At 64.6% G+C, this 16666-nt stretch carries 17 protein-coding genes and 1 pseudogene; 9 read left to right on the top strand and 9 right to left on the bottom strand.

Annotated elements, in window-relative coordinates:
• Positions 1 to 26: 26 nt before the first annotated feature.
• Genes kdpB through L0U80_RS04410 form a run of 4 tightly spaced genes read right to left on the bottom strand, consistent with a single transcriptional unit; the run spans position 27 to position 4166 of the window.
• A complete protein-coding gene (gene kdpB, locus L0U80_RS04425) occupies positions 27 to 2141 on the bottom strand; it encodes a potassium-transporting ATPase subunit KdpB (RefSeq protein ID WP_233862760.1) in 2115 nt (704 codons plus the stop codon).
• Between the two features lie 17 nt (positions 2142 to 2158).
• Positions 2159 to 3964 carry a potassium-transporting ATPase subunit KdpA gene (gene kdpA, locus L0U80_RS04420; protein ID WP_233862759.1) on the bottom strand — a complete coding sequence of 602 codons (1806 nt, stop codon included), beginning with the start codon at positions 3962 to 3964 and terminating at the stop codon, positions 2159 to 2161.
• Positions 3961 to 4053 (bottom strand): K(+)-transporting ATPase subunit F, encoded by a 93-nt coding sequence (gene kdpF, locus L0U80_RS04415; protein ID WP_027795505.1) that lies wholly within the window; start codon positions 4051 to 4053, stop codon positions 3961 to 3963. Before kdpF ends, kdpA begins: the two co-directional genes overlap by 4 nt.
• Positions 4050 to 4166 (bottom strand): potassium ABC transporter ATPase, encoded by a 117-nt coding sequence (locus L0U80_RS04410; protein WP_233865663.1) that lies wholly within the window; start codon positions 4164 to 4166, stop codon positions 4050 to 4052. The genes kdpF and L0U80_RS04410 overlap by 4 nt, the downstream gene beginning before the upstream one ends.
• A 266-nt stretch (positions 4167 to 4432) precedes the next feature.
• On the opposite strand from L0U80_RS04410, the gene L0U80_RS04405 reads away from it, so the two are divergent.
• On the top strand, positions 4433 to 4675 hold the full coding sequence (locus tag L0U80_RS04405) for a hypothetical protein (protein ID WP_233862758.1): 243 nt from the start codon (positions 4433 to 4435) through the stop codon (positions 4673 to 4675).
• A gap of 245 nt (positions 4676 to 4920) precedes the next feature.
• Here the strand turns inward: L0U80_RS04405 and L0U80_RS04400 are convergent.
• The 5 genes and pseudogenes from L0U80_RS04400 to L0U80_RS04380 form a co-directional block, all read right to left on the bottom strand.
• Positions 4921 to 5105, bottom strand: a pseudogene (locus tag L0U80_RS04400) (zinc-binding dehydrogenase); the annotation flags it as partial.
• 183 nt (positions 5106 to 5288) lie between these two features.
• A complete protein-coding gene (gene pstS, locus L0U80_RS04395) occupies positions 5289 to 6320 on the bottom strand; it encodes a phosphate ABC transporter substrate-binding protein PstS (protein WP_233862757.1) in 1032 nt (343 codons plus the stop codon).
• A 300-nt stretch (positions 6321 to 6620) separates the two neighbouring features.
• A complete protein-coding gene (locus L0U80_RS04390; protein ID WP_233862756.1) occupies positions 6621 to 7595 on the bottom strand; it encodes a quinone oxidoreductase family protein in 975 nt (324 codons plus the stop codon).
• Between the two features lie 138 nt (positions 7596 to 7733).
• Complete coding sequence (locus L0U80_RS04385) at positions 7734 to 8123, bottom strand: methylglyoxal synthase (protein ID WP_233862755.1); 390 nt, start codon at positions 8121 to 8123, stop codon at positions 7734 to 7736.
• Between the two features lie 82 nt (positions 8124 to 8205).
• Positions 8206 to 8985 (bottom strand): SDR family oxidoreductase, encoded by a 780-nt coding sequence (locus L0U80_RS04380; RefSeq protein ID WP_233862754.1) that lies wholly within the window; start codon positions 8983 to 8985, stop codon positions 8206 to 8208.
• A gap of 390 nt (positions 8986 to 9375) precedes the next feature.
• On the opposite strand from L0U80_RS04380, the gene upp reads away from it, so the two are divergent.
• The 8 genes from upp (at position 9376) to L0U80_RS04340 (ending at position 16665) form a co-directional block, all read left to right on the top strand.
• On the top strand, positions 9376 to 10026 hold the full coding sequence (gene upp, locus L0U80_RS04375) for a uracil phosphoribosyltransferase (protein ID WP_233862752.1): 651 nt from the start codon (positions 9376 to 9378) through the stop codon (positions 10024 to 10026).
• Positions 10027 to 10610: 584 nt separating this feature from the next.
• Positions 10611 to 11339 (top strand): YebC/PmpR family DNA-binding transcriptional regulator, encoded by a 729-nt coding sequence (locus L0U80_RS04370; protein ID WP_233862750.1) that lies wholly within the window; start codon positions 10611 to 10613, stop codon positions 11337 to 11339.
• Positions 11340 to 11483: 144 nt separating this feature from the next.
• Complete coding sequence (gene purD, locus L0U80_RS04365; RefSeq protein ID WP_233862749.1) at positions 11484 to 12758, top strand: phosphoribosylamine--glycine ligase; 1275 nt, start codon at positions 11484 to 11486, stop codon at positions 12756 to 12758.
• Between the two features lie 359 nt (positions 12759 to 13117).
• A complete protein-coding gene (hemF, locus tag L0U80_RS04360; protein WP_233862747.1) occupies positions 13118 to 14071 on the top strand; it encodes an oxygen-dependent coproporphyrinogen oxidase in 954 nt (317 codons plus the stop codon).
• Positions 14072 to 14075: 4 nt separating this feature from the next.
• Positions 14076 to 14831: a nicotinate-nucleotide adenylyltransferase gene (locus L0U80_RS04355; RefSeq protein ID WP_233862745.1), complete on the top strand. Its 756-nt coding sequence runs from the start codon at positions 14076 to 14078 to the stop codon at positions 14829 to 14831.
• A 2-nt stretch (positions 14832 to 14833) separates the two neighbouring features.
• Entirely contained in the window at positions 14834 to 15403 is a 570-nt protein-coding gene (gene rsfS, locus L0U80_RS04350; RefSeq protein ID WP_233862743.1) for a ribosome silencing factor, read from the top strand.
• Positions 15404 to 15425: 22 nt separating this feature from the next.
• Positions 15426 to 15896, top strand: a complete 471-nt coding sequence (gene rlmH / locus L0U80_RS04345) for a 23S rRNA (pseudouridine(1915)-N(3))-methyltransferase RlmH (RefSeq protein ID WP_233862741.1) — start codon at positions 15426 to 15428, stop codon at positions 15894 to 15896.
• A 145-nt stretch (positions 15897 to 16041) separates the two neighbouring features.
• Positions 16042 to 16665 carry a Maf family protein gene (locus L0U80_RS04340; RefSeq protein ID WP_233862739.1) on the top strand — a complete coding sequence of 208 codons (624 nt, stop codon included), beginning with the start codon at positions 16042 to 16044 and terminating at the stop codon, positions 16663 to 16665.
• Position 16666: the final 1 nt, after the last annotated feature.

Here is a 16666-nt window from a genome sequence, read left to right as displayed (position 1 = left end):
TAGGCGTCGATTAAGTCGCGTGTGGATCAGACCCAGCCGAACGCGGCGAGCACCATGTCGATCAGCTTGATCCCGACGAACGGCACGAGAATCCCGCCGAGGCCATAGACCAGCAGATTGCGGCGCAACAGGATTGCGGCGCCGAGCGGCCGGTACTTCACGCCCTTCAACGCCAGCGGAATCAGCAGCACGATGATGAGCGCGTTGAAAATAACCGCCGAAAGGATCGCAGAAGCAGGCGTCGCAAGATGCATCACGTTGAGCGCGTTCAACTGCGGATACGTGGTCGCAAACGCCGCCGGGATGATCGCGAAGTACTTCGCGACGTCGTTGGCGATCGAGAACGTCGTGAGCGAGCCGCGCGTCATCAGCATCTGCTTGCCGATCTCGACGATCTCGATGAGCTTCGTCGGGTTCGAGTCGAGATCGACCATGTTGCCCGCTTCCTTCGCGGCCTGCGTGCCGGTGTTCATCGCCACCGCGACGTCGGCCTGTGCGAGCGCCGGCGCGTCGTTGGTGCCGTCGCCGGTCATCGCGACGAGCTTGCCCTGAGCCTGGTGCTCGCGGATCGTTGCGAGCTTCGTCTCCGGCGTGGCCTGGGCGAGAAAATCGTCCACGCCCGCTTCGGCAGCGATCGCCGCGGCGGTCAGACGGTTGTCGCCCGTGACCATCACGGTCTTGATGCCCATCTTGCGCAGTTCGGCGAAGCGCTCCTTGATGCCGCCCTTCACGACGTCCTTCAGTTCGATCACGCCGAGCACCTGCGCCCCGCCTTCCTGCACGCGGTGTGCGACCACAAGCGGCGTACTGCCGCGACGCGCGACATCGTCGACGGCTGTTTCCACTTCGGCCGGAAAGCGGCCGCCGTTGGCTTCGACGTGGTGCTTGACCGCATCGGCTGCGCCCTTGCGGATCTCGCGGCCGTGCGTGCCGGGTGCGGTCCCTTCGGGCGAAAGGTCCACGCCGCTCATGCGCGTTTGCGCGCTGAACGCGAGGAACGTCGGATGCAGCGTCGCCATGTCGCGCTGGCGAATGTTGAAGCGCTGCTTCGCGAGCACGACGATGCTGCGGCCTTCCGGCGTTTCGTCGGAGAGCGAGGCGAGTTGCGCGGCGTCCGCGAGCGCTTCCTCGGTCACGCCAGGCGCTGCGATGAACGCCGATGCCTGGCGATTGCCGAGCGTAATCGTGCCGGTCTTGTCGAGCAGCAGCACGTCCACGTCGCCCGCGGCTTCCACCGCGCGGCCCGACGTCGCAATTACGTTGGCCTGCATCATGCGGCTCATGCCCGCGACGCCGATTGCCGAAAGCAGCCCGCCGATGGTGGTCGGAATCAGGCACACGAGCAGCGCGACGAGCGCCGTGATCGTGACGACGTGGCCCATCTTCGCGGCTTCGACGGAGAACATCGAGAACGGCAGGAGCGTCGCCGTGGCAAGCAGCATCACGATGGTCAACGCGACGAGCAGAATCGTGAGCGCGATCTCGTTGGGCGTCTTCTGGCGCTTCGCGCCTTCCACCATGGCGATCATGCGGTCGAGGAACGCCTCGCCGGGATTGGCCGTAACGCGCACGACGATCCAGTCGGAGAGCACGCGCGTGCCGCCCGTCACCGACGAGAAATCGCCGCCCGACTCGCGGATCACCGGCGCGGATTCGCCCGTGATCGCCGATTCGTCCACCGATGCGACGCCTTCGATCACTTCGCCATCGGCGGGAATCGTGTCGCCCGTTTCGACGAGCACGACGTCGCCGCGGCGCAGATCCGTAGCGGTCATGATGCGGATCGGCGCCTTCGGATGCGGCTCGCCGAGCTTCTTCGCCATCACATCGCGCTTGGCCTGACGCAGCGACGCGGCCTGCGCCTTCGAGCGCCCTTCCGCGAGCGCTTCGGCGAAGTTCGCGAAGAGGACCGTGAACCACAGCCACAACGCGACGGCGAGAATGAAGCCCGCGGGTGCTTCCGCCTGGCCCATGAGCGCAGCGATCCAGAGGATCGTCGTGAGCACGCTGCCGACGTACACGCAGAACATCACGGGATTGCGCAACTGCGTGCGCGGCTTGAGTTTCCTGAACGAATCCACGATAGCCGGACGCACGAGCGCCGGATCGAACATGGACCGTGTAGCACTATGTTGAGTCATGTTGGTCAAGTCCTTGTTCAGTGCACGCCCATCATGATCAGATGCTCGACGCCGGGGCCGAGGGCGAGCGCGGGCACGTAGGTCAGCGCGCCGACGAGCAGCACGGTGCCGAGCAGCAGCACGACGAAGAGCGGGCCGTGCGTGGGCATCGTGCCGACGGATTCGGCGATACGCTTCTTGCCGGCGAGCGAGCCTGCAATGGCGAGCACCGGAACGAGCGTGCCGAAGCGGCCGAACCACATCGCGATGGCGAGCATCCAGTTATAGAACGGCGTGTTCACCGAAAGCCCTGCGAACGCACTGCCGTTGTTGTTCGCGGCCGAGCTGAACGCGTAGAGAATCTCCGAGAAACCGTGCGCGCCCGGATTGGCGATACCGGCCTTGCCCGGATCGACCAGCACAGCGATCGACGTGCCGACGAGCACGAGCAGCGGCGTGAGCAAGATGGCGATCGACACCATCTTCATCTCGAACGCTTCGATCTTTTTGCCGACGTACTCGGGCGTGCGGCCGATCATGAGACCCGCGACGAACACCGCGAGCATCGCGAACACGAGCATGCCGTAGAGCCCCGAGCCGACGCCGCCGAAAATCACTTCGCCGAGCTGGATGAAGAGCATCGGAATCAGCCCGCCGAGCGGCGTGAGCGAGTCGTGCATCGCGTTCACGGCACCGCACGAAGCTGCGGTGGTCGTGACGACAAAGATGCCCGTCTGCGCGATGCCGAAGCGCGTTTCCTTGCCTTCCATGTTGCCGCCCGCTTGCAGCGCGCTGGCGTGCAGGTCGACGTTGAGCGAAGTGAACATCGGATTGCCTGCCTGCTCCGCGGCCAGTTCGCCGCCGACTGCCACCGCAAACGCGATCGTCATCACCGCGAGCACCGCGACGCCCTGCCTCCGGTCCGCCACGAAATTGCCGAACACGAGACACAGCGCGGCCGGAATGATCAGGATGGCCAACATTTCGACGAAGTTCGAGAACGGCGTCGGGTTCTCGTACGGATGCGCCGAATTCGCGTTGAAGAAGCCGCCGCCGTTGGTACCGAGCATCTTGATCGCAACCTGCGAAGCGACCGGACCCATGGCGAGCGTCTGCGTCGTCACCTTCGTATCGACCGTGACGGCGTTACCCTGCGCATCCTTTACCGGATTACCCTTCGCGTCGAGCTTCGGCGCTGCATACGTGGTCGTCTGCAGAACCGGGACGTCCTGATAGGCCTTGAAGTTCTGGATCATCCCCTGACTCATCAGGAGCGCAGCGACGACAGCCGACATCGGGATGAGGACATAGAGCGTCGTGCGCGTGATATCGACCCAGAAGTTGCCGATCGTCTTCGCCGAGTGGCGCGCGAAACCGCGGATCAGCGCGATCACGACCACGATGCCCGTCGCCGCCGAGAGGAAGTTCTGCACGGTGAGGCCGAGCATCTGCGTGAGGTAGCTCACGGTCTGCTCGGGCGAGTAGTTCTGCCAGTTCGTGTTGGTGACGAAGCTCACAGCCGTGTTGAGTGCGCCATCCACGGTCATCGGGCCGAAGCTCTGCGGATTGCCCGGCAGCCAGCCCTGAATGCGCAGCAGCACGTAAAGGAAAAACAGGCCGAGCACGTTGAACGAGATCGTCGCGAACGCATAGTGCTTCCAGTCCATCTCCGTCTGCGGATCGACGCCCGCCACGCGATAGAGGAAGTTCTCGACGGGCGCGAAAAGGCGTACGACACGCGAGCGTCCGTCGAGCACGCGCGTGAGGTAGCCCGCCAGCGGCACGGCCAGCGCCAGCATAACGACGATGAAAATTGCGGTCTGCAGCAGATTGTTGGTGTTCATTCGATATCCTCCGCGCGCAGCAGCGCATGGACGAGATAGACGAACAGCAACAGCGTCGCTGCCCCCGATAACCACAGGATCCAGGTCATGAGCGCGCTCCCCGATCCGATCTCCGGAACTGCATGAGCTTCTCGCAACCGGCGATCAGTCCGTATGTGAGCGCGGCGAAGACCGCCAGCCCCCCGATACACAGCACATCCATTGTCGTGTTCCCCATTAGCGGATGAGAGATATCGAACACTACGGGTTTGCGCGTCAAGATCGGATTAAAGGTGAGCGTGCGCGTATAAAAAACGCGTAAACGCGGGCGGAGGTGGCGTGACCTGGTGGTGGGGCGAACGTGCGGAAAAAACGCGCGTATATGGACCGCGCGGGGACACCCCAAAAATGAGACGCATCCGATATGGCAGGCAACCGAATTAACCTATAGTCGACGATTCTGTATCGCTCTCCCAAAGTTTTCCGGATATGACCAGTCAAAATATCGTGATGTTTCTCGTGGGAATCAGTTTCGTCGTTATTGGTTATCTCTTGTCGACCAATGAAAAGGTCGCCGCATGGGGGCTAAACCACGGTCATGCGCGTATCTGGATTTCCTTGCTTGGGAAAGAGCGCGCGATGAAACTCACCAAGTATTTCTTCGGCCCCTTGTCCGTGCTTCTAGGTGTCGTGGCGATTTCTGCCGTTCTAGTGGTCTTCTTTAGCAAATAAGTTGGCAAATACGCGATGCCGTTCTGCACCGCAACCGTCAATGAAGCAAGTTCTTTTGCGGTGGTTATCTGCTTTCGCGTTTTGCGTCTTGGGACATGGGCAAGCACAAGCGCAAATTAGCCGGCCAGTCGCCCCATTAGTGCGGGTGAGGTTATGCAGATTCTTGACCGCAACTACGAGACAGCAAGCGAGCCGGCAAGATTCCTGGCATTGCTGGATCTGTCCAGAACGTCGAGCCGCATTCCGGGAATGAGAATGGTCGCCCCTGTCGTGCGGTGCGCTTCGAGTTCGGCGTGCGCCTGCGCGGCGTCCTTCAGCGCATGGCGCTGGTCAATCGAAGTTTTACCTTGCCCGAAGCGGCGACATCGAAGAGTTCGGCGGCCATCGCTTTGTAGTCCGCGCGTTTGGCAAACCAGGTCAAAAGAGAAGGCTCTTCTCAGATCTGCGAGGAATGGATAATGTGCGCCGGCCCCTGCTCCTGTTGGAGCGAGGGCCGCGTAGATGACTACTTAGTGGCTACTTTCGAGCGGGAACCACAGTCAGCACAACGAGAGAAAGATCGTCACCGAGACAATCCGTAGTGACGTGCGAGTCGTCGCGTTGCCGCGACGGATCACTGGAAAACCGGTTTCCCGCTAGCGTCCTTCACCTTCCCGCGCCATTGCGTGCGAATCTCGTTAACAACGGACTCGGGAAGCGAGATGTAGTCGAGCTCCTGCGCCGCCTGCTCGCCGCTCTTGAACGCCCAGTCGAAGAACTTGAGTGTTTCCGTGCCTTGTTCCGGCTTGGCCTGCACCGTGTGCAGCATCACGAACGTCGCGCCGACGACAGGCCATGCGTTCTTCCCAGGCTGATCGGTCAGTATCTGATAGAAACTCTGCGACCAGTTCGCGCCGGCCGCCGCGGCCTTGAACGTTTCGATACTTGGCTGGACGACCGCGCCCGACTGGTTCTTCATCGCGGTATAGATCATCTTGTTCTGCTTCACGTACGCCCATTCCACATAGCCGATGGCACCCGGAAGACGCTGCACGAATGCCGCCACGCCATCGTTGCCCTTGCCGCCTGTTCCGGTCGGCCAGCTCACCGTCGTGCCTTCACCGACCTTCGATTTCCAGTCCGGGCTCATTTGCGACAGGAAGTGCGTCCAGATGAAACTCGTGCCCGAGCCATCCGCGCGCCGGACGACCGCGATGTCCGTATCCGGCAACTTGATGTTCGGGTTCAGCGCCGCAATGGCGGGCGCGTTCCATTTCTTGATTTTGCCGAGATAGATGTCGGCGAGCACAGGACCCGACAACGTCAGTTCGCCCGGCTTGACGCCCGGAAGATTGATCGCGGCCACGACGCCCCCAACCACGGTCGGGAACTGGAACAGGCCATTCTTTTGAAGTTCGTCATCTTTCATCGGCGCGTCGGAGCCGGCGAAGTCGATGGTTTTGGCGAGTATCTGCTTGATCCCGCCTGCCGATCCGATACCTTGATAGTTGACGCGCGCGCCGCCGGCTTTCTGATACGCCGCGGCCCACTTGTTGTAGATGGGCGCGGCGAATGTGCTGCCCGCACCAGTGATATCGGCCGAATGAGCCGGCACGCCGACAAGTCCACTGATAGCCACGCAAAGCACGATCGACAGGTTCTTCATGACAGACTCCTCGAAAGTCTTGTAAGTTGCCGTATGAAACTAGTCGCGGTTAGTGTCAATCCAGTGACAGACGAGGTATGCCGGGATTGAGCGTGGAATTCGCGCCAACTGTACTGCGAATCCGCTTTAGCGATAGCCTGGATGCCATGCTCTGCTGCGGCGTAGTGGACAGCAAGCGCCGTTCCCGGATGTCCGGCCGCGTGGCCCGCTTATCTTCGATGACCCAAAGAAAAAGGGCGCGCAAGCAAAGCTTGCGCTCCCTTATACGAGCACTGCGGCGATCCCCGCAGAAGGAAGCGTTCAGGGAACGAGAATAGTCGACCCAGTCGTGCGGCGCGCTTCAAGATCCGCATGCGCCTGCCCAACATCCTTCAACGCATAACGCTGGTTAATTGACGTTTTCACCTTGCCCGAAGCAACGACCTCGAAGAGTTCAGCCGCCATCGCTTCGTAGTCCGCGCGTTTTGCGATGTAGGTGAAGAGCGTCGGGCGCGTGAAGAAGAGCGAGCCGCGAGCGGAGAGGTCCAGCGAATCGATCGGCGGCAGCTTCCCCGATGCGTTGCCGAAGCTCACGAACATGCCAAGCGGTGCGAGACACTCGAGCGATTTCGAATACGTATCCTTGCCGATCGAGTCGTACACCACCGGCACGCCCGCGCCGTTCGTGATCTCGCGCACGCGCGCGGCGAAGTCCTCGCGCGTGTAGACAATCGGGTGATCGCAGCCGTGCGCCTTGGCGATCTGCGCTTTCTCATCGGAGCCCACCGTGCCGATCACTGTCGCGCCAAGCGCTTTCGCCCACTGGCAAACGAGAAGCCCCACGCCGCCCGCGGCGGCCTGGATCAGGATCGTGTCGCCGGGCTGCACGCGATACGTGCGGCGCAGCAGATATTGCGCCGTGAGGCCCTGGAGCATGATCGACGCGGCGGCCTCGTCGCTGATTGCATCGGGCAGACGGATCACCTGGTCGGCGCGCAGCACGCGGTCCTGCGCATACGCGCCAGGCGGCCGCGCCACGTAAGCGACGCGATCGCCCACTTTCAGGTCCGTCACGCCCGGCCCGACCGCCGTCACCGCGCCCGCCGCCTCCATGCCGAGCCCGGCAGGCAGCGGCTGCGGGTAAAGACCCGTGCGGAAATACACGTCGATATAGTTGAGGCCGCACGCGGTCTGCGAAAGACGCACCTGCCCAACGCCCGGTTCACCCACTTCGACGTCCACCCACTTCATGACTTCGGGGCCGCCGGTCTGCTCGATCTGGATTGCCTTGCTCATGGTGTCTCCTGTCGATGGGACTTAGCACTTTAGCGCTTAGTCCCGTCCCATGCAGAGCTGTCGATGGGACTCGGCGCTTTAGCGCCTGGTCCCATCCCACACAAAGTTTGCTGTGTTCGTCGTGGCGCGGCGCTCGGCTCAAACCGTGCCGGCGACGTGCAGCTTCAGTGCTTCCAGCAGCATGCGCGCCGTCGCGATGTTTGTCGCGCACGGCACGTTGTGCACGTCGCACGCGCGCACGAGTGCGTTGATGTCCGGTTCGTGCGGCTGCGGCGTCATCGGGTCGCGAAGGAAAATCACCATGCTGACGCGGCCCTCCGCGAGCTGCGCGCCGATCTGCAGGTCACCGCCATGCGGGCCCGAGAGCATGCGCTCGACGGGAAGCCCGTGCGCCGCCTCGATGCGCGAGCCTGTCGTGCCTGTCGCGATCAGCTCGCAGCGACGCAGCGTATCGGCGTATTCGCCGGCCAGTTTGACGATGTCGTCCTTCTTGTGGTCGTGCGCGATCAGCGCGACGCGAGTTGCCATGTCTTCGGTGCTCCTTCTTTCGGGTTGGAGGGATGGACGACCAGATGCGCTACGAAATGGGCTGGGCGATCAAACCCGTGGCTCAGAACGTGCCCGGGAAAGCGCCGCCGTCGAGCAGCCAGTTTTGCCCGGTGATATAGCCCGCATGGACGCTACACAGGAATGCGCAGGCGCGGCCGAATTCATCGGGCGTGCCGAGGCGGCGCGCGGGAATCGACTCGAGGCGGCGCTCGCGCATTTCGTCGAACGAGATGGTGTTCGCCTTGGCCTGAGCGACGAGGGTGGCCCGGATGCGATCGGTGTCGAACGCGCCCGGCAGCAGGTTGTTGATCGTGACGCCAGTCGCGGCGACCTGGCGCGCGATGCCCGCGACAAAACCAGTCAGCCCCGAGCGCGCGCCGTTCGAGAGGCCGAGCACATCGATGGGCGCCTTCACGGACGAACTCGTGATGTTGACGATGCGCCCAAAGCCGCGCGCGATCATGCCGTCGATGGTGGCCTGGATCAGCGCGATCGGTGTGAGCATGTTGGCCTCGAGCGCGGCGGTCCACGCTTCGTGCGTGTAGGTACGGAAGTCGCCGGGCGGCGGCCCGCCTGCGTTGTTGACGAGGATGTCCGTCTGGCCGCACACCGCAAGCGCGGCGGCGCGGCCCTCGGCCGTGGTGATGTCGCACGCGACGGTTTTCACCTCGACGCCGGTGCGTGCACGGATTTGCGCGGCGGTTTCCTCGAGTGTCTCAATGGTGCGCGCGACGATCGTGACGTTGACGCCTTCTTCGGCAAGCGCCTCGGCGCAGCCCCGGCCGAGCCCCTTGCTTGCCGCGCACACCAGCGCGCTGCGTCCTGCGATGCCCATGTCCATCGTTGCCCAGTCCTTTCTTTCGTGTTTGCCGGCGCCTTCATGGCGCGGCTTTTGTGAGTCGGTCGTCGCAGGTTACGTAACGCTTTCGTGACGGCCGTCTGCGGCAGGCGGCCCATCCTTTCCGGATTCTAGAAGAATCGCGGGCATCGCGCCCGACGTTCCCCGCCTCGCCACGCTCCGCCTGCATCCGCGACACCCGCGCGCGGCCCGGCGCAAGCCTGCCGGACGAGGGGGAATTTTCGTATACTTGCGCCTGTAGCGCGGCTTGTGCGCGGCTCATGCCGCGCCGGACTGCCTGTCCGGCCACCTGCCGCGCGCGGCCACGCCGCACGGCGTCAACCGCCGATTTCCCGACTCCCCGATCCCTCTTGCAGCCTTGTGCGCCCCGCCATGAAACAGGACAGCCGCTTTCCCAACCTCTTCATCCTCGATCACCCGCTGATCCAGCACAAGCTCACCCACATGCGCGACACGGACACATCCACACGGACGTTCCGCGAACTGCTGCGCGAAATCACGCTGCTGATGGGCTACGAGATCACGCGCGACCTGCCGGTCACGACGCGGCGCGTACGCACGCCGCTCGTCGAGGTGGACGCACCCGTCATCGCGGGCAAGAAGCTCGCCATCGTGCCGGTGCTGCGCGCGGGCATTGGCATGTCGGACGGGCTGCTCGAACTGGTCCCCTCGGCACGCGTGGGCCATATCGGCGTCTACCGCGCCGACGATCATCGCCCGGTCGAATACCTCGTGCGTCTGCCCGACCTCGAAGACCGCCACTTCATCCTCTGCGATCCGATGGTGGCGACCGGGTACTCGGCGGCGCACGCGATCGACGTGCTCAAACGCCGCGGTGTGCCGGGCGAACGCATCTCGTTCCTCGCGCTCGTCGCGGCGCCCGAGGGCGTCGAGGTGTTCCAGAACGCACACCCGGACGTGAAACTCTACGTCGCCTCCCTCGACTCGCACCTGAACGAGCACGCGTACATCGTGCCGGGCCTCGGCGATGCGGGTGACCGGCTCTTCGGTACGAAGAACTGACGGCGGTGCGCCCTGTCCCCTGCCTTCGCGGAACAACCCGAACGGCAGGGAACCGGCAAGCATCGCCGGGCGGCGTAAATCCCCGCGAAGTCGCACCCGCGCTGCGTTTGCGGTGCGTTTGCGCTGCGTTTGCGCTGCGTTTGCGCTGCGTTTGCGCTGCATCTGCGTTGCAGTTGCGCCGCAGTTGCGTCGCACGTCGGGCAAGCCGCCTGCTCCCGCTTGCTTCCTGAAACGGCCAATCCCCCAACCGGGGCCACGGACGTAGAGCCCCGCGTGATAAAATTCAGATCCACCTGAACGGGCGTCCGGCGCGCTCGCTGCATGGCGTGCATGGCACAAGCACCGCACCCATGCCGCACAGATAAGCCGGACACGCGCCGCAGCCGGCCGCCAACGTGTGCTTCGAGCCGCAGACCGGACGGTGCCTGGCGCCGCATCTGCCGCATTCACCACGTTCAGGGCGGACAGGACAATCATGGGCACAAAGGCCGCACCGGCGGATCTGCGCGGCCGCGCCCGCGAACACGCATAGACAACTGCACATTGCACCATGCACGCGAGAAGAGCGTGCGACGGAGAAACGTATGGCGGGTCATTCGAAATGGGCCAACATCAAGCACAAGAAGGCGGCTGCTGACGCGAAGCGCGGCAAGATCTGGACGCGGCTCATCAAGGAAATCCAGGTGGCCGCACGCATGGGCGGGGGTGATATCGACACCAACCCGCGTCTGCGCCTGGCCGTCGACAAGGCGTACGACGCCAACATGCCCAAGGACAACATCAACCGCGCGATCCAGCGTGGCGTGGGCGGCGTCGACGGCGCGAACTACGAGGAAATCCGCTACGAAGGCTACGGCATCGGCGGCGCGGCCGTCATCGTCGATACGATGACCGACAACCGCACCCGCACCGTCGCGGAAGTTCGCCACGCGTTCTCGAAGTTCGGCGGCAACATGGGCACGGACGGCTCGGTGGCGTTCATGTTCGATCACGTCGGCCAGTTCGTGTTTGCACCGGGCACGCCCGAGGACAAGCTCATGGACGCCGCGCTCGAAGCGGGCGCCGACGACGTCGTGACGAACGACGACGGCAGTATCGAAGTGGTCTGCCCGCCGTTCGACTTCACGAAGGTCAAGGAAGCGCTCGAAGCCGCGGGCTTCAAGGCGGAAATGGCGGAAGTCACCATGAAGCCTCAAACTGAAGTCGAGTTCACGGGCGACGATGCCGTGAAGATGCAAAAGCTGCTGGACGCGCTGGAAAACCTGGACGACGTCCAGGAGGTCTACACCAACGCGTCGATCGTCGACGAATGATTTCCGGGCGGCACGACGCATGGGCGTCGTGCCGGTCGTGCTGAGGGGCGGCGTCGCCCCATCGTGTTACCGCGGCCGGCGCTCGTGCGTCGGCCGTCACTGTTTTCTGGTCTTTCTGGCCTTTCAGGTCTTTCGGGGATTCAAATGAAGTTACTCGTCGTCGGTTCTGGCGGCCGCGAACATGCGCTGGCGTGGAAGCTCGCCCAGTCGCCGCGCGTGCAGCTCGTCTACGTCGCACCCGGCAACGGCGGCACCGCGCAGGACGAGCGGCTCGCCAACGTCGACATCACGGACATCAACGAGCTCGCCGACTTCGTCGAGCGCGAGCAGGTCGCGCTCACCGTGGTCGGGCCGGAAGCGCCGCTCGCGGCCGGCATCGTCAACGTGTTCCGCTCGCGCGGCCTGAAGGTGTTCGGCCCGACGAAGGAAGCCGCGCAGCTCGAAAGCTCGAAGGATTTCGCCAAGGCGTTCATGAAGCGCCACGGCCTGCCCACGGCCGCCTACGAGACGTTCTCCGACGCCGCCGCCGCGCACGCCTACGTCGAAAAGAACGGCGCCCCCATCGTGATCAAGGCCGACGGCCTCGCCGCGGGCAAGGGCGTGGTCGTGGCGATGTCGCTGGAAGAAGCGCATCAGGCCATCGACATGATGCTCGCCGACAACAAGCTCGGCGACGCCGGCGCGCGCGTCGTGATCGAGGAATTCCTCGCGGGCGAGGAAGCGAGCTTCATCGTGATGGTGGACGGCAAGCACGTGCTGCCGCTCGCTTCGAGCCAGGACCACAAGCGCCTCATGGACGCCGACCAGGGCCCGAACACGGGCGGCATGGGCGCCTACTCGCCCGCGCCGATCGTCACGCCGCAGCTGCACGCGCGCGTGATGCGCGAAATCATCCTGCCGACCGTCGCGGGCATGGAGAAGGAAGGCATCCGCTACACGGGCTTCCTGTACGCCGGTCTCATGATCGACGCGCAAGGCAACCCGAAGACGCTCGAATTCAACTGCCGCATGGGCGACCCCGAAACGCAGCCGATCATGGCGCGCCTGAAGGGTGACTTCTCGAAGGTCGTCGAGCATGCGATCGCAGGCACGCTGAACCAGATCGAACTCGAATGGGACCGGCGCACGGCGCTTGGTGTCGTGCTCGCCGCGCACAACTATCCCGAGACGCCGCGCAAGGGCGACCGCATCAGCGACATCCCCGCGGAAACCGACGATTCGGTGACGTTCCACGCGGGCACGCAGTTCGTCGACGGCAAGCTCGTCACGGCGGGTGGCCGCGTGCTGTGCGTGGTCGGCCTCGCGGATTCGGTGCGCAGCGCGCAATCGGTGGCTTACGAGACCGTGAACCGCATCTCGTTCGATGGCATGCAGTATCGCCACGACATCGGCTACCGCGCTGCGGGACGCAAGAGTTAAGCGTTAAGCGTCACCGGACTGGCCGCGTTGTCTCGCAAGGCGACGCGGCCAGGCTTTTGTGGACCAGTCCAGGTCTGCGATGCCGGGAACATTGGGCCCGGCCCCTGCGCAGTGGCCCTGCCCGCTGCAGCCTGAACGAACCGATGTGCCGCGACCGGGCGCATCGTGCGGTTCGCGAAAACAGGGCGAAAGCGTTACGTAGCGCATCCGGCCCCGGCGCGTGCCGTCGGCTGCCCGAACGGCGCTACACTGCCGCTGTCGGCATGCACCGTGCGTTCAAACGTGCACCGCATGACGCCGTTCCCCAAACAACCTGATATGCCCGCCGGACTCACCCGGCGCATCGCCCGCACATCACGATGACCGACACAAATCGCACCGTCGCACTCGAAGAGCGCACCACCCCCGACAGCGCGGCCGTTCGCGCCTGGCTGACCGGACTGCAGACGCAGATCGCCGACGCGCTCGGCGCCTTCGACGGCACCCCGCTCGCCACCGACCGCTGGGAGCGCGAGACCGGCGACAAGCTGCGCGGCGGTGGCTGCACGCGCATCATCGAAGGCGGTCAGTTCTTCGAGCGCGGGGGCATCGGCTTCTCGGACGTGTCGGGCGACGCGCTGCCGCCATCGGCCACGGCTGCGCGCGCGCAGCTCAACGGACGCGGCTTCGAGGCGATGGGCGTCTCGCTCGTACTCCACCCGCGCAATCCGTACTGCCCGACCGTGCACATGAACGTGCGCATGCTGCTCGCGACCAAAGCGGGCGAAGCGCCCGTCTTCTGGTTCGGCGGCGGCATGGATCTCACGCCGTACTACGGCTTCGAGGAAGATGCGCAGCATTTCCACCGCGTCTGCCGCGATTCGCTCGCGCCCTTTGGCGCGGACCTCTACCCGCGTTTCAAGCGCTGGTGTGACGAATACTTTTTCCTGAAGCACCGCAACGAGGCACGCGGCGTAGGCGGCATCTTCTTCGACGACTACGCCGAAGGCGGTTTCGATCAAGCCTTCGCGATGGTGAGGAGCGTCGGCGAGGGCTTCCTGAAGGCGTACCTGCCGGTCATCGAAAAGCGCCGCGCGATGCCGTATGGCGAAGCGGAGCGCGAATTCCAGGCGTACCGGCGCGGCCGCTACGTCGAATTCAATCTGGTCCTCGACCGCGGCACGCATTTCGGCCTGCAAAGCGGAGGCCGCACGGAATCGATCCTGATGTCGATGCCGCCCAGCGCGAGCTGGCGTTACAACTGGCAACCGCAGCCCGGCACGCCGGAAGCGCGCCTCTACACCGACTTCCTGCCGGTGCGCGACTGGATCTGACGCCGTGACGCAAGTCTTAGCGCCTCGTGTGCGCGCGCGCCGCGTTGGCCTGTTCGGCGGCACCTTCGATCCGATCCATGACGGTCATCTCGCACTCGCGCGGCGCTTCGCCGCGCTGCTCGACCTCACGGAACTGGTGCTGCTGCCGGCCGGTCAACCGTGGCAAAAGCCCGAGGTGAGCGCGGCGGAGCACCGTCTCGCGATGACGCGCGCCGCAGCCGCATCGCTCGTGCTGCCGGGTGTGGCGGTCAGCGTCGATACGGACGAAATCGAGCATGACGGCCCCACTTATACGGTGGAAACGCTGCGCCGCTGGCGAGCGCGCAACGGCAACGACTGCTCGCTCACGCTGCTGATGGGGGCCGATCAGTTTGTGCATCTCGACACCTGGCAATACTGGCGCGAATTGTTCGAACTGGCCCACATCGGCGTGGCGAGCCGTCCCGGTTTCGACTTTGCGACGCTGCCGCTGGGCGTCGCCGCTGAAGTCGCCGCGCGTCGCACCGCGCCCACGACGCTCGCGGCGACATCGCACGGCCACGTGGTGATCGACGAGTCGCTCGCCTACGACGTCTCGGCCACCGAAATTCGCCGCCAGATCCGCGCGTGCCAGATCGAGTCGCTGGCCGCACGCGAAACCGGCCCTAAAACGACCCACAGCGCGCCCCACAGTGTCGCGCGCGCTGGCGATACCCCCACCGCGCCCGTTCCTCCGGCCGTATGGGACTATATTCTTCAACATCATCTGTACCACGGGTAAATATGGACATCCGCAAACTGCAACGCGCCATCGTCGACGGCCTTGAAGACGTCAAGGCACAGGACATCAAGGTGTTCAACACCAGCCATCTGACCGAACTCTTCGATCGGGTGATCGTCGCGAGCGGGACCTCGAACCGCCAGACCAAGGCACTCGCCTCCAGCGTGCGCGAGAAGGTCAAGGAAGCCGGCGGCGACATCATCAGCACGGAAGGCGAGGACATCGGCGAATGGGTGCTCGTGGATTGCGGCGACGCTGTCGTCCATATCCTCCAGCCCGCGCTGCGTCAGTACTACAACCTCGAGGAAATCTGGGGCGACAAGCCGGTGCACGTCAAGCTCGCAGCCGTGGGCGGTTTCTCGGGCGCGCGCCCGAGCGAGCCGATGGACGACGACGAGGACGATATCGAAGAAGAAACCAGCGCCCCGGTGAAGAAGCCGGCCGCAAAGAAGACCACCCGAACGCCGGCGGCAAAATCCGCCGCGAAGCCGGCTGCAGCGCGCAAGAGCCCCGCCGCGAAGTCTGCGGCACCGGCGCGCAAGACCGCCGCGCGCCGCAGCGCCGCGAAGTGAGCGCCGCCCGCTCGTTCACGCGATGAAACTGCATATCGTCGCCGTCGGGCACAAGATGCCGGACTGGATCGCCGAGGGCTTCGAGGAGTACACGAAGCGCATGCCGCCCGAGCTGCGCATCGAGTTGCGCGAGGTAAAGCCAGAGCAGCGTTCGTCGGGCCGCGCCGCCGAAAGCGTCATGGTCGCCGAGCGCACGCGCATCGAGGCGGCGCTGCCGAAGAACGCGCGCATCGTCGCCCTCGACGAGCGCGGCAAGGATTGGTCCACGATGCAGCTCGCACAGGCGCTGCCGGTCTGGCAGCAGGACGGGCGCGACGTGGCGTTCCTGATCGGCGGCGCGGACGGACTCGATGCGGAACTCAAGTCGCGCGCCGACCTGCTGCTGCGCCTGTCGAGCCTCACCCTGCCCCATGCGATGGTGCGCGTGCTGCTCGCCGAGCAGCTTTACCGCGCCTGGACCATTACGCAGAATCACCCCTATCATCGCGTGTGATCCCGGCGCGTTCGTGCGCCGCGCGCACCTCGCAACCCTGAGCCACGATGCGGCGCCGTGCGCGGCGAAGCGGGCGCTGACGCGACGACGCAACACCGCGCCCCCTTTTCTTCACCCGGCTAACCGCCACGACCGAGACGCTCCGATGGCCTCCTCCGTGACTTATCCGTACATCTACCTCGCCTCGCAAAGCCCGCGCCGCCAGGAACTGCTACAACAGCTGGGCGTGCGTTTCGAGCTGCTGCTGCCGCGTCCCGACGAAGACGCCGAAGCGCTCGAAAACACGCTGCCCGGCGAGAGCGCCGCCGACTATGTGGTGCGCGTGTGCGCGGCAAAAGCCGATGCGGCACGTGCGCGTCTCGTCGCAGGAGCGCACGCGCACGCGCCGATCCTCACCGCCGACACCACGGTCACGATCGACGGCCATATCCTCGGCAAGCCACACGACGCCGCCGACGCCTACGCCATGCTCGAGCGCCTTTGCGGCCGCACCCACGAAGTGCTCACGGCCGTAGCGGTCGTCGATGCCGAAGGCGTGTGCCTGCCGATCGCGCTCTCGCGTTCGCTGGTGCGCTTCGCCGCCGCGATGCCCGCGGCAATCGCGCGCTACGTCGTCAGCGGCGAGCCGTTCGGCAAGGCCGGCGCGTATGGCATCCAGGGCCGCGCCGCCGAATTTATCGAGCGAATCGACGGGTCCTATTCGGGTATCATGGGTTTGCCACTATTCGAAACAGCCGCGCTATTGCGCGCGGCGCGCATCGACTTCTAAA

The sequence above is a fragment of the Paraburkholderia adhaesiva genome, from assembly GCF_021390575.1.
Lineage (GTDB): Bacteria > Pseudomonadota > Gammaproteobacteria > Burkholderiales > Burkholderiaceae > Paraburkholderia > Paraburkholderia adhaesiva.
Note: the sequence above shows the minus strand (reverse complement) of the source record. Positions and strands in the feature narration are given on the sequence as shown.